Source organism: Mycobacterium sp., assembly GCF_035653355.1.
In the GTDB taxonomy this organism is placed as follows: Bacteria; Actinomycetota; Actinomycetes; order Mycobacteriales; family Mycobacteriaceae; genus Mycobacterium.
This window is the reverse complement of the sequence record NZ_DASRBZ010000286.1, coordinates 1-13,041: the sequence shown is the minus strand read 5'-3', so window position 1 is coordinate 13,041 and position 13,041 is coordinate 1. Positions and strand designations below refer to the sequence as shown.

Genomic DNA, 13,041 nt, shown 5'->3' with positions numbered 1-13,041 from the left:
CAGTGGATCCCTTCAGCCAGAGGTCCCAGTGCCAAGGCGGGCAAGAAGGTGAGAGCGACCAAGATGATTGTGACGCCGACGACCAGGCCGACGAATTGTGGCTTATGCGTGGGCAGCGTGCCGAGCGACTCCGGCCGCTTGCCCTGACCGGCGAGCGAACCGGCCAACGCGAGCACCAACACTATCGGCAGGAATCTGCCGAAGACCATCGCCAGGCCGAGGGCAGTGTTGTACCACACCGTGTTGGCCGACAAACCGGCGAACGCGGAGCCATTGTTGTTCGCCGCAGAGGTGAATGCGTACAGCACCTCCGACAGACCGTGCGGTCCGGTGTTGGCCATGCCGGCGCGCGGGCTGGGCAACGTCATGGCGATCGCCGTGCCGAGCAGCACGATCAACGGGGTGACCAGGAAATAACTTGCGGCAAGTTTGATTTCGCGTGGCCGGATCTTCTTGCCGAGGTATTCGGGTGTGCGGCCGACCATCAAGCTCGCGACGAAAACCGTGATGACCGCAAGGATCAGCATGCCGTACAGGCCGGAGCCAGTGCCGCCGGGCGCGACCTCGCCGAGTTGCATGTTGAACATCGTCATCATGCCGCCCAGGCTGGTGTAGGAGTCATGCGTGGAGTCAACGGCGCCGGTGGACGTGAGCGTGGTCGCGTCGGCGAAGATCGCCGAATCGGCGATCCCGAAACGCTGCTCGACCCCTTCCATGGCGGCCCCGGCCGCGGTGGGGACGGTGCCGTGGTGCTGCAACTGAAACAACATGATCATGGTGACGCTCATGGTGGCGATGACACCCATGACGGCAGCAATCGCGTAGCCCTGCTTCTTGTTGCCCACCATGCGACCAAAGGTGCGCGGCAGCGAGAAGCTGATGACCATTAGCAGGAAGATCTCGATCCAGTTCGTCCATGTGGTCGGGTTCTCGAAGGGGTGCGCGGAGTTGGCGTTATAGAAACCGCCGCCGTTGGTGCCGAGCTCCTTGATCGCCTCCTGGCTGGCGACCGGACCACCCGTGACGGTCTGGCGGGCACCACCCAGTGTGCTGACGACTTGGTCGTGCAAGTGGAAGTTCTGGATCGCGCCGCCGGCGAGAAGCAGGATCGCGCCGACGACGGAAATCGGCAGCAGGATGCGCAGGGTGCCACGCACCAGATCGACCCAGAAGTTGCCCAGCTCACCGGTATTGCGGCGGACGAAGCCGCGAACGAGCGCGATGGCAACCGCCATGCCGACTGCTGCGGACACGAAGTTCTGCACAGCCAGTCCGGCCATCTGCACCAGGTGTCCCTGCGTCGATTCACCCGAGTAGCTCTGCCAGTTGGTGTTGGTGACGAAGCTGACGGCGGTGTTCCAGGCCAGCGAGGCGGTCATCGGTGTCGCCGAATTGTGCAGGTGCAGCGGCAGCTTGTCCTGGAGCAGCTGTAAAAGGAACAAGAAGACGATGCTGACCGCCGAGAACGCGAGCACGCTGCGCGCATAGGCGGCCCAGGTCTGTTGGGAGCTCGGGTTGGCGCCAATCAAGCGGTAGACGAAACGTTCGATTCGTGAGTGCTTTTGGGAGCTGTAGACCCGGTACATGTAGTCGCCCAGTGGCACGTGCACCACCGCAAGGGCCGCCGCCACTAGTGCGACAAACAGCACACCTGCTGTTGCGCCGCTCACTAGAACCGTTCCGGAAAGATCAGGGCCGCACCGAGTAACACCGCGATCAGGGTGGCCAGGACCAGACCGACAGCGTTCGCGCCGCTCACAGTCGTTCAACCAGCTTCAGTACGGTGCCGAGCAGAGCGAAGATCGCAACCGTCACCACGAGATAGACCACGACAGACACATGTTCTCCGTTCACGACAACCCGACTGGCCGACGCATCGACCATTCGGGCAGCATCAACTGGGCCCTCGGCTGTGAGGACTCGAATGACGGTAAGTGCGCGTGTGCCCGAAGGGAATGGACGTTGACGCTTTCTTTACGCCTCGCTGATCGCGGCGCGCTCGACCGCCGTCGGGCCGAATGGTCCGGGACTCAACCGGTTGACTTGCCGGCGAACCGGTTGCCCTGCGCTCACTTACCGGCGGTAGTAACTTCCCCATATGCGCGCAGCGGATATGGCTGAAGATTTCCCAGTCTTGACCACCGATTCGGAGGCACTCGAAGCTGTCCGCATGCTAGCTCAGCAGCGCCTGCCCGGAATCTTGGTTGTCGACGCCTCCGGCAGCCCCTACGCCGTGCTACCGGCGTCACAGGTGGTCCGCTTCATCGTGCCGCGCTATGTACAGGACGATCCGTCGCTGGCCCACGTGCTGCAGGAATCGATGGCTGACCATGTGGCGGAACGGTTGGACGGCAAGACAGTCGGTGACATGCTGCCTGAGCACCTGACCGACGTGCCGCCGGCCGATGTCGACGACACCATCATCGAGGTGGCGGCGGTGATGGCGCGGCTGAGGAGCCCGCTGATCCCGGTGACCAAGGACGGTCGGTTGCAGGGCGTGATCACCGCGTCACGTCTGTTGGCCGCCGTGCTCAAATCTTGAGCGCCGGTTCGGCGCTCGCGGCGGTGAGCCACGGGCGGCCACATCCCGGGGCTTGCACATGAACGTCTATGCGGTTATCGCGACAGCGGTGTTTGTCATCGCCTATGCGTTAATCGCCACTGACCGTGTCAACAAGACGCTTGTCGCGTTGGGCGGCGCCGTCTTCATGGTCGTCTTGCCGGTGATCAATTCCAACGAGGTCTTCTTTTCCCGAGAGACCGGAATCGACTGGGACGTAATCTTTCTGCTGCTGGGCATGATGATCATCGTCAGCGTGGTACGCCAGACCGGGGTATTCGAATACGTGGCGATATGGGCTGCCAAGCGCTCCAGCGGTTCTCCGCTGCGGATCATGATCTTGCTGATGCTCGTCACCGCGGTCGCATCGGCCTTGCTGGACAACGTGACCACCGTGTTGTTGATAGCGCCGGTCACTATTTTGGTGTGTGAGCGGCTGCAGATCAGTCCGGCGCCGTTGCTTATGGCCGAGGCGTTTGCGGCCAACATCGGCGGCACCGCTACCTTGGTCGGCGATCCGCCCAATATCATCATCGCCGACCGAGGGGCGTTGAGTTTCAACGCTTTTCTGGGCCATCTGGCACCGATCGTTGTCATCATCTTGGCTGCCCTTGCGGCACTCCTCCCACGTTTGTTCCCTGGCGCATTAACCGTCGATTCCGAACGGGTCGCCGATGTCATGTCTTTGGAGGAGCGCGAAGCGATCCGTGATCACCGCTTGTTGAGCAAGTGCGGGATTGTCCTGATAGCGGTTTTCGCCGGGTTTGTCGCGCACAAGCAAATTCACATGGAACCGTCGCTCGTGGCGCTGGTCGGCGCGGCAGTCCTGATCGTAGTCTCTGGCCTGACACGGGAATTCTATCTGCAGAGCGTCGAGTGGGAGACGTTGCTGTTCTTTTCGGGGCTCTTCGTCATGGTCGGCGCCCTGGTGAAAACCGGTGTCATCAGCCAGTTAGCCAGGCTGGCCAGCCAGGCGACCGGTGGCAACGCCTTGATCACGACGATGCTGATCCTCGTCGTGTCGTTTGCGGCCAGCGGCGTCGTCAACAACGTCCCGTATGCCGCCACGATGACTCCCATTGTCGCCGACCTGGTCTCAGCCATGCATCCGCACCTCAACTCCGCAGTCTTGTGGTGGGCTTTGGCTTTGGGGACCGATCTCGGCGGCAACCTCACCGCTGTTGGGGCGAGCGCCAACGTCGTCGTCATCGGAATTGCCCAGCGCGCTGGGAGTCCCATCTCCTTCTGGGAGTTCACCCGCAAGGGGGCGGTCGTTACCGCGACCTCACTGGCCCTCTGCGCGGGCTACCTCTGGCTGCGTTACCACGTGTGGGGCTAGCCGCGTGCGATGCGCGGCCACTTGGTCGATTTCTCGCGCGACCTGCTCCGCGAAGCTCTCAGGCGTAACCCGCGCCAGCCGAGACTTTATGTCGTAGGGAACGATAATAGCGGTCGCACCTGAAATACGGCTGACGGCGCGGGCCATCTTGTCCGCGGTGCGGTCGTGCAGTAGCCGGCCGAGCAGCGGCGAAAATGTGCGACGCGGCAACAGCACCGTCACTTTCGAGCCGGGATTGTCATTCAGGGCCTGTAGCACGAACTCTTGGGCGGTCCTACTCAGGTGCCGATCCGGGCAGTCAACCATCCGCAGCGGCGTCGCGTGGTCGAAGCTCTCCCAGCGTTGCTGCAACCGCGCAGCATGAGCGGCGTCCACCACGAAATGCACTGCAACCAGTTCATCGGCCTGCAGCCCTTTGCCGTAGCGCAGTGCCTCGACTTCCGCGAGGTCGACCGAGTCGACAAAGACGAACACGCGAAGTCGTGCATGCCTGGCCAGGACCGGTCGCTCTGTGCGAGACATCTCGAGGACCGAGGCCTCGGCGCGGTACTGGCGGTTGAGCCGCATCAACGTGAACACCAATACCGGGAAGACGAAAACGACTAGCCATGCACCGTCGGTGAACTTCGTCACGACGAAGATGGCCACCACAACCGAGGAGAAGATACCGGTGCACAGGTTGACCGACGCCCTGCGCCGCCAGCGATGCCCACGGTGCGTCAGATGGTGCCTGGTCATACCGAAGCCGGCCATCGCGAATGCGGTGAAGACACCGATCGCGAAAAACGGAATCAGCGCGTTCACCGAAGCTCTGGTCACCAGCAGCAGCAGGATTGCAAGTGCGGTCAGTGTGATGATGCCGTTAGAGAACACCAGACGGTGCCCGCGCTTCGTCAGCGGCCGGGGCAGGAAGCGGTCTTCGGCAACGAAACTGGTCAGTGCCGGAAAACCGTTGAAGCTGGTATTGCAGCCGGTGAACAAGATAGCAGCGCTCGACGCCTGCACTAGGAAGTACAGGACATTCCCGATCACTCCTTGGCCGAAGACCGCGCTGGCGATCTGGGAAAGCATTGACGGATATTCATTGAGGTAGGGAGTGGCGTGCGTCGCATATGCCAGCCATGCAACGCCAATCAGCAAGAACCCGAGGATGCAGGCCATCGCGGTGAGGACGTGGCGGGCGTTGACGCTCCGCGGCTCGCGGAAGACGTCGATTGTGTTGGAAATCGCCTCCACTCCGGTCAGCGACGAGCCCCCGTTGGCGAACGCCCGCAGCAGTACCAGAATCGTCGCACCCATTACCAGGCCGTTGCCATGATGGACGGGCACCGCTCCCACAAGGTGCTGCGGATCGTATCGCGGTAAACCCCAGAAAGCTTGACGGATCAGGCCAGTCACGATCGTCAGCGCGATCATGGCCACGAATGCGTAAGTCGCAATCGCGAATGTTCGTCCCGACTGCCGCAACCCCCGCAGATTGGCGAAGGCAATGAGGAGAACCATAGCGACGGTGATTTCCAAGTGGTAGGGCCGCAGCGGGGGTATCGCCGACACCACTGCCACCGTGCCGGCGGCGGGCTGCACCGCGACGGTGACAACATAGTCGATCAAAAGCGCTGCCGCGGCGACCTGAGCGACGCGTGGCCCAAAGTTGTCCCGCGCGACCATGTATGACCCGCCAGCTCGGGCGTAGGCGCTGACGACACCGCGATACGACAGCGTCACCAACAGCAGAATCAACAAGACGACACCGGTGATCGGAAGCAACAACGCAAACGCGGCCATCCCCGCGTATGGCAACAGCTCGATCATGATCTGCTCGGGACCATAAGCGGTCGAGGAGATGGCATCCGGCGAAAGTGCGCCCAGGGCAACCGGATTCGATAGCTTCTCGGATTCGAGCTGCTCGCTGGTCAGCGGCTTACCCAGAAGAATCCGCTTACATGCATCGGAGAAGGACGGTGGTAGCTCCTGCCCGCTGACCGATGTTGCCACAACGCATCACTTCCTAGGTTCAGTCGACCACGTGGTGTGCGGGGTCGGCCATCGACATGGGCCGGTTGCCGTTTGGGCTTGCCGTTTCTGCGCTATGTAGCACTTCACCAAGTTGGACATTGCCGCGCTCGCCTCGCGAAACTTGTGCTATTCGGGACTTGATGTCATAGGGCACGATTTGCGCGCTTGCACCGGGAATCCGGCTGATAACTTTGGCGATCTTGTCCGCGGTGCGGTCATGAAGCAGCCGGCCCAACAGCGGCGAATATGTTCGGCGCGGCAACAGTACTGTCACTTTGCTGCCCGGATGGTTGGCGAGCGCTTGCATGACCAGCTCGTGTGCGGCCCGGTTGAGTTGACGATCTGGGCAATCGATTACAAGCAACTGCGTATCGTGGTCGAAGTTTTCCCAGCGCTGCCGCAGCCGTGCGGCACGAGCTGCGTCAAGCACGAAGTGCACTGCGATCAGCTCGTCGGCGTGCAGTCCCTTGCCGTAGCGCAGTGCCTCGACCTCGGCAAGGTCGATTGAGTCGACGAACACGAACACCCGATGGCGTCCGTGCCTGGCGATATCGGGAGGCTCGGTGCGAGACATCTCCAGGGCGGAGGCTTCGGCGCGGTACTGCCGGTTGAGCCGCATCAGTGCGAATACCAACGCGGGGAAGACCACGACGATCAGCCAGGCGCCCGCGGTGAACTTGGCCACCGCGAAGATCCCAACGATGATCGTCGACAAGATCGCCGCCGACAGGTTGACAACCAACTTGCGCCGCCAGCCCGGTTCGCGGTGCCTGAGATGATGTTTAGTCATGCCGTAGCCGGCCATCGAGAAGCCGGTGAACACACCGATCGCGTAGAAGGGCACCAGTGCGTTGACCGAGCCACCGGTCGCTATCAGCAGTACCAGGGATAGCGCCGTGAGCGCGATGATGCCGTTGGAGAACACCAGGCGGTGACCACGTTTCGTCAGTTGCCGCGGCAGGAAACGGTCCTCGGCAACAAAACTGGCTAGGGCGGGAAAACCGTTGAAGCTGGTATTGCCACCCGTGAAGAGGATTGCGGCGGTCGACGCCTGCACCAGGAAATAAAGGACGTTGCCGATCAAACCTTGGCCGAATACCGCTCGGGCAATCTCGGAAAGCATCGACGGATAGCCATTGACATACGGAGTGGCGTGGGTGACGTGCGCAAGCCAGGCCACACCCGCCAACAAGAACGCGAGGATGCAGGCCATCACGGTAAGCACTCGACGGGCGTTGACGCCTTCCGGCTTACGGAAGCTGTTCACCGTGTTGGAAATCGCTTCTACTCCGGTCAGCGACGAGCCGCCGTTGGCAAATGCGCGTAGCACTACCAGGATCGTCGCGCCCATCACCAGCCCGTTGCCTTGATGAACCGGCACCGCTCCAATAATGTGCTGTGGGTCGTATTGCGGTAGGCCCCAGAATGTTTCACGAACGAGGCCGGTCAGGATTGTCAACGAGACCATTCCGACGAATGCGTAGGTCGGGAATGCGAACGGAAATCCGGCCTCGCGCAATCCGCGCAGGTTGGCGTAGCACATGACGAGCACTACAGCCAAGGTGAGTTCCAAGCTGTAGGGGCCCAGTGCAGGTATCGCCGATACCACCGCCACCGTGCCGGCGGCGCACTGCACCGCGACGGTGACCACATAGTCGATCAACAGCGACGCGGCAGCGATCTGCGCGATCCGTGGCCCGAAATTGTCACGCGCAACCACGTACGAACCTCCGGCGCGGGTGTAGACCATCACGACCTGCCGATACGATGCCGCCACCAAGACCAGGATCAACAGAATGACACCGGTGATCGGAAGCAATAATGCGAACGCGGCCAGCCCGGCGGCCGGCAGCAGCTCGATCATGACTTGTTCGGAACCGTACGCAGTAGAGGAGATTGCATCCGGTGAAAGCACGCCCAGTGCAACCGGATTCGATAGGCGTTCGTGCTGCAGCTGGTCGGTGATCTTTGGCTTACCCAACAAGACCCGCTTGCATATGTCGGTAATCGACAGCGGGATGCCCAGTCGGCCAGCCGCTGATGTCATACCCACGTTCCTTGTCCGATTGGTTTGCCCATCGAAGTGAGGAGCGCACTACCCGCAGATGGTGGAGTCACGTAGGAACTTCCCGCAAAGAAAGGTGCCGCCGCCACACCAAGCACCGAGGGCGCGCCTACAGCCAGGCGGTGCGCATCGCGAGGACCAACCTAAACCCGAGCCCGGCGACGCGAGACCGCCACTGTCAGGGCGACTAAGGAAACTACCGATATGGCTTCTCCCTTCGCGCCCGTTTGCGACCCGCCAGATCAGATTGGTCGCCGACCCGTAGGCAGGCACTGCAATGTAGCCCTCGACGGTGAGGGGGCCCGGCGGTGGCGATCCGGGAATGAAGTTAGGCGCGGATGGTGTGCGCCGCTTTATAGTTAACGGACTTTTAACGGTTTACCAGCCATCTTTACGTGCACTTCAATCTGTTTTTACGCAGGCAAGGTGGCTACTCGGTCGGCCGCTCGGTCATCGGAAACCGCACCCGAAACACGGTTTGTGCGTGCTCGGATTCGGCGCTGACCGAGCCGTGATGGGCCTTGGCAATCGACGCGACGATGGGCAGCCCCAATCCATTGCCGGACCCGTCCGACCGGGATTTGTGCCCGCGCACGAACCGCTCGAACAGGTGTGGCATGAGATCGGGGTCGATGTCGGGGCCGTCGTCGGTCACCGTCAATTCCGCGTAGGGTCCGTCGCCGCCGGACTCGTGGCGTGTCACCGCCGTTGTCACGGTGACTCCGGCAGGTGTATGCACGTGGGCGTTGCTCAACAGGTTGCTGACCAACTGGTGCAGGCGGTCACGGTCCCCGCGCACCCAGACTGGCTCCTCGGGCAGCTCTTTGACCCAGCGGTGTGTCGGTGCCGCCACTGCGGCGTCGTTGACCGCGTTGATGACGACGTCGCCCAAGTCGACGTCCTCATTGCGTAGGTCTTGGCCCTCGCCCAATCGGGACAGCAACAGCAACTCGTCGACAAGCACGGCCATCCGCTGCGCCTCCGACTCGATGCGGGCCAGCGCATACTCGGTGGTCGGCGGGAGTGCGGAGCTGTCTTGGCGGGTGAGTTCGGCGTAGCCCTGAATCGCCGCGAGTGGGGTGCGAAGTTCGTGGCTGGCGTCGGTGATGAATTGCCGCATCCTACGGTCGGATTCGGCGCGGTGCGCCAACGCACCGTCTACGTTGTCCAGCAACCGATTCAATGTATTGCCGACGATCCCCACCTCGTTGTCGGGGTCGGTGTCGCCGGGCCTCACCCGCGTAGTGATCCGATGTTCGTCGCCGATCAGCGGCATGCCGGCCACCTCGGCTGCGGTTGCGGCTACCCGGCGCAGCGGCCGCAGCGCGTAGCCAACCACGGACACTGTGAGCGCTGCTGTGATCAGCAGTGCAGTGCCGGAAAGCACTGTCGCAGTGATGGTTCGATTTGAGATCATCCGGTTAGCGAGGTTCATCGACACACCGACCACCAGACGGTCCGCCCCCACCGCACGGCTGTCTACCCGGTAAGAACCCAAGCTGCCCAACTCGGCTGTGCGGGGCGGGCCGTCGGTCCACCTCTTCGCTTCGATGGCGTGGACCACGTCGGCGGGAGCGGGCCGCGGCTCGTCCTCGGAGAAGACCGCCGAGCCGATCACCACACCGTCATGAAGGACCGCGATGAGGTTGCCGGGTGTCTGGCCGGTGAACCCCAACATCGCCTGCTCGATGGGGGAACCGGCGTGTGGCCCTTCGTGATTGCGGTACTTCGTATAGGAGTGGGTCAATGCGTCCAGCGACTCGGCCACCTCGGCGTCGGTCATTGTGGTGACATATTCACGCAGGCTGATCACCGACACGGCACCGACGGTCGCCAGCACCACGCAGACGACGGCGCACACACCCAGGACCAACTGTTGCCGCAGCGATCGTGGCCGCCACCATGACGCAGGCCGGGCGCAACTCATTCCGGCGGTCGCAGCATGTACCCGATGCCGCGCACCGTGTGAATCATGGGGTCTTTGCCGGCGTCGATCTTCTTGCGCAGGTAGGAGATATACAGGTCCACGATGCTGGTGCGTCCCGCGAAGTCGTAGTTCCAGACCCTGTCCAGGATCTCGGTGCGGCTCAGCGCCCGGCGCGGATTGCGCATCATGAAACGCAGCAGCTCGAATTCGGTTGAGCTCAGCGACACCGGCTCACCGGCGCGGGTCACTTCGCGGCTCGCACCGTCCAGCGTGAGGTCCCCAACCGTGAGCACCTCCTCTGCCGGCGGTGCCAGGTGGCTAGAGCGGCGCAGCAGTCCCCGCAGCCGGGCGACCAGTTCCTCCAGACTGAACGGCTTGGTCATGTAGTCGTCGGCACCCGCGGTTAATCCGGTCACCCGATCCATGACCGAATCGCGGGCAGTGAGGAACAAGGTGGGCGTATACGGATCGGATTCACGGACCCGCGCCAAGACTTCCAGCCCGTCGACATCGGGCAGCATGATGTCCAAGACGAGCACGTCAGGACCGATCGCGTCGAACTTGGCGACCGCTTCCCGTCCGTTGTGGGCGACATCGACGACCCAACCCTCGTAATGCAGCGCCATCTTCACCAAATTGGTGAGTGCCGGTTCGTCGTCGACTAGCAACACCCGAATCGGCGAGCCATCGGCCCGGTGGATCCGGGGCAGCTGCCCGAGTATTGCCTGACGTGGGCGCTGGTAGCCCGACATTGCCGTCATGGTCCCACATTCTTCCTGGCGCATATGTGGTTGTCACGGAGCTCATAGAGAACTCAAATGGTTCACGCTCGGCCCAGCCAGCGGATAACCGGCAGATATGTGTTTTCTATGTGTCTGATCAGCATCCTTGATGCCGTCGATCGCTGAAAAATACTGTGGTTCTTGGCCGTTGGTTGATGAATTGCTAGGCGGTTTGCAGGCATGTCCCTAAAGAGTTGGGCAGTAACCGCATTCGTTGTGTATCCATCAGCCGTATTTGGTGAATAGCACGGCTGCCGGTCAGCGATGCCGGGACTTGGTGCATGACGGCCGCAAATGGCAGCGGCTGTGTTGGTGATCAACGGTAGGAGTACTCAATGAGTTTCGGGTCGGGATTCGTAATAACGCACCCAGAGGCGCTGCTGGCGGCGGCGGCCGACTTGCACAGCATCGGTGCTGCGAAGGCGGCTGCGGACGCAGCCGCCGCTGCTCCGAGCAGCGGAGTCGTTGCTGCTGCGGCCGACGAGGTGTCGGCGCTGACAGCGGCCCAGTTCGCCGCGCATGCCGGCCGCTATCAGGCGGTCAGCGCCCAAGCAGCGGCGGTCCATGAGCTGTTCGTGAACGCCTTGAGCACCAGCGCCCGATCGTATGCGGCGACTGAGGCCGCCAACGCGGTCGCGGCCAGCTAGCAAACAGGAGGCGAGCAAAGATGGACTTCGGGGCGATGCCACCGGAGATCAACTCCGCGCGAATGTATGCCGGCCCGGGCGCCGGGCCAATGTTGGCAGCGGCCGCGGCGTGGGACCAGCTGGCCGCCGAGCTGTATTCCACAGCGGCGTCGTATCAGTCCGTGGTCGCCGGCCTCACTGCTGGCTCGTGGCAAGGGCCGGCATCGTCATCGATGGCTGCGGCCGCGGCGCCCTATGTGACGTGGATGAGCGCGACTGCCGCGCAGTGCGAGCAGGTGGCAAATCAGGCCAGGGCGGCCGCGAGCGCTTTCGAGACCGCGTTTGCGATGACGGTGCCCCCACCGGTGATCGCAGCCAACCGGGCCCAGCTGGCGGCACTGGTCGCGACGAACATCCTTGGCCAAAACACGCCGGCGATCGCGGCCACCGAGGCGCACTACGGCGAGATGTGGGCCCAGGACGCAGCCGCAATGTACGGCTATGCCGGCAGCTCGGCGGCGGCCACGACGCTGGCACCGTTCACACCGCCGCAGCAGACGACCAATCCGGGCGGACCGGCCGGCCAGGCGGCGGCCGTGGCGCACGCCGCCGCGACCTCGGCGGGTACTCATGCCCGGACAGCGGTGTCGTCGATGTCCACGGTGCCCCAGCTCCTCCAGGGGCTCGCGCAGCCGGCGCACTCGTCGTCGATGTCCGGCCTGCCGCAGATGGCGATGGGCGAAGCGGCGTCGATGACGACGTCTGGCGCATCCGCTCCGGCCAGCGCGCTCTCGGGGCTTACCGCCGCATCGGGCAAGGGAGCAGTCAAGGGTGCCGGCAACGGCGCCGGCCTGGGCGTGGCGGCAGCATCTCCGCTGGCTGCGTCCGGCGGCGAATCGATAGGCCTGGTCGAGGACACGGCCGGCCTCGGCATGGATGCGGTCGGTCTCGTCGGTCTGGACGGCGGCGGCGTCGGCCTGGATGTGATCGGCGTGGGAATGGACTTTCTGGGCGCCGACGAACTGACCGAGTCCGGTGGTTTGGGCCCGCTCGGAGCCCTGCCGGTGGGACCAACGGGGGGCTCGGGTGCCGGCGCCTCCGCGAGCATCGGTCAGGCGGGCTCGGTGGGCGCCTTGTCAGTGCCGCAGAGCTGGGGCGCAGCCCTTACGGGCGGGACGATGAGCCCGCCGAGTGCCATGCCGTTACCGGCTGGCGGCCTCGGTGCTTCCCCGGCGGCAGCGCCGGCCGGGCCGAGCGTGCCGAAGACGCCCGCGGCGACTTTCGCCGGACGCGGAGCTGACGGCGCTATGCACCAAATCGGGTTCCGCCCCCGGGTGGTCGGGCGTTCGCCGATCGCGGGTTAGATCCGGGGGTGTCCACAACGACGGCGGCCCGCACAGCCGATCGGCGTGCGGGCCACGTCTTGGTCGGGCAGCGAGGTTACGCCCAGCTGGAGCCGACGGCGCTGTCGGTGCTGGCCATGTTGCTGCTGGCGGTCTGCACCTTCTGGCCGTGGGCGTTGGCCTGCTCGTAGATCACCTGGAAGTTGCGGCCCAGTTCGGTGATGAACTGTTGGCACGCCGTCGAACCGGCGCCACCCCAGAAGTCACCGGCGGCCAGCACGTCACGAATGATCGCCTGGTGCTCGGCCTCCAACGCCGCAGCCTGCGCCCGAATCGTCGCACCGTGCGCGTCGACGTCGCCGAACTGATAGTTAATGCTCATG

10 protein-coding genes and 2 pseudogenes are annotated in these 13,041 nt (G+C 63.4%); 4 read left to right on the top strand and 8 right to left on the bottom strand.

All coding sequences use genetic code 11. From position 1 onward, the window contains the following. The 3 genes from kdpA to VFA16_RS09890 form a co-directional block, all read right to left on the bottom strand. Positions 1–1,670 (bottom strand): potassium-transporting ATPase subunit KdpA (gene kdpA, locus VFA16_RS09900; protein WP_324967641.1); only part of this gene is annotated, 1,670 nt, incomplete at its 3' end. After that, positions 1,670–1,759 carry a potassium-transporting ATPase subunit F gene (locus tag VFA16_RS09895; RefSeq protein WP_324967640.1) on the bottom strand — a complete coding sequence of 30 codons (90 nt, stop codon included), beginning with the start codon at positions 1,757–1,759 and terminating at the stop codon, positions 1,670–1,672. The genes VFA16_RS09895 and kdpA, both read right to left, overlap by 1 nt. After that, the gene (locus tag VFA16_RS09890; RefSeq protein ID WP_324967639.1) at positions 1,756–1,884 is read right to left on the bottom strand and encodes a hypothetical protein; all 129 of its coding nucleotides are present in this window, start codon (positions 1,882–1,884) and stop codon (positions 1,756–1,758) included. Before VFA16_RS09890 ends, VFA16_RS09895 begins: the two co-directional genes overlap by 4 nt. Positions 1,885–2,098: 214 nt before the next feature. Between VFA16_RS09890 and VFA16_RS09885 the strand changes: the two genes are divergently transcribed. Both VFA16_RS09885 and VFA16_RS09880 read left to right on the top strand, forming a co-directional pair. Beyond that, the gene (locus tag VFA16_RS09885; RefSeq protein ID WP_324967638.1) at positions 2,099–2,542 is read left to right on the top strand and encodes a CBS domain-containing protein; all 444 of its coding nucleotides are present in this window, start codon (positions 2,099–2,101) and stop codon (positions 2,540–2,542) included. A gap of 58 nt (positions 2,543–2,600) precedes the next feature. Then, positions 2,601–3,899 carry an ArsB/NhaD family transporter gene (locus VFA16_RS09880; protein WP_324967637.1) on the top strand — a complete coding sequence of 433 codons (1,299 nt, stop codon included), beginning with the start codon at positions 2,601–2,603 and terminating at the stop codon, positions 3,897–3,899. A 77-nt stretch (positions 3,900–3,976) separates the two neighbouring features. Here the strand turns inward: VFA16_RS09880 and VFA16_RS09875 are convergent. From VFA16_RS09875 to VFA16_RS09860, 4 genes and pseudogenes are all read right to left on the bottom strand, one after another. Next, a pseudogene (locus VFA16_RS09875) lies at positions 3,977–5,894 on the bottom strand (APC family permease); the annotation flags it as partial. A 142-nt stretch (positions 5,895–6,036) separates the two neighbouring features. Beyond that, positions 6,037–7,962: pseudogene (locus VFA16_RS09870) on the bottom strand (APC family permease); the annotation flags it as partial. 448 nt (positions 7,963–8,410) lie between these two features. Beyond that, positions 8,411–9,907: a HAMP domain-containing sensor histidine kinase gene (locus tag VFA16_RS09865; RefSeq protein ID WP_324967636.1), complete on the bottom strand. Its 1,497-nt coding sequence runs from the start codon at positions 9,905–9,907 to the stop codon at positions 8,411–8,413. Beyond that, on the bottom strand, positions 9,904–10,668 hold the full coding sequence (locus tag VFA16_RS09860; RefSeq protein WP_324967635.1) for a response regulator transcription factor: 765 nt from the start codon (positions 10,666–10,668) through the stop codon (positions 9,904–9,906). The genes VFA16_RS09865 and VFA16_RS09860 overlap by 4 nt, the downstream gene beginning before the upstream one ends. Before the next feature lie 356 nt (positions 10,669–11,024). Between VFA16_RS09860 and VFA16_RS09855 the strand changes: the two genes are divergently transcribed. Both VFA16_RS09855 and VFA16_RS09850 read left to right on the top strand, forming a co-directional pair. Continuing rightward, positions 11,025–11,336, top strand: coding sequence for a PE family protein (locus VFA16_RS09855; protein WP_324967634.1), 312 nt, complete (start codon positions 11,025–11,027; stop codon positions 11,334–11,336). Positions 11,337–11,356: 20 nt separating this feature from the next. Continuing rightward, a complete protein-coding gene (locus VFA16_RS09850; RefSeq protein ID WP_324967633.1) occupies positions 11,357–12,679 on the top strand; it encodes a PPE family protein in 1,323 nt (440 codons plus the stop codon). 76 nt (positions 12,680–12,755) lie between these two features. Here VFA16_RS09850 and VFA16_RS09845 read toward each other — a convergent pair whose 3' ends face one another. Continuing rightward, positions 12,756–13,040, bottom strand: a complete 285-nt coding sequence (locus tag VFA16_RS09845; RefSeq protein WP_324967632.1) for a WXG100 family type VII secretion target — start codon at positions 13,038–13,040, stop codon at positions 12,756–12,758. Between the last annotated feature and the right edge of the window lies 1 nt (position 13,041).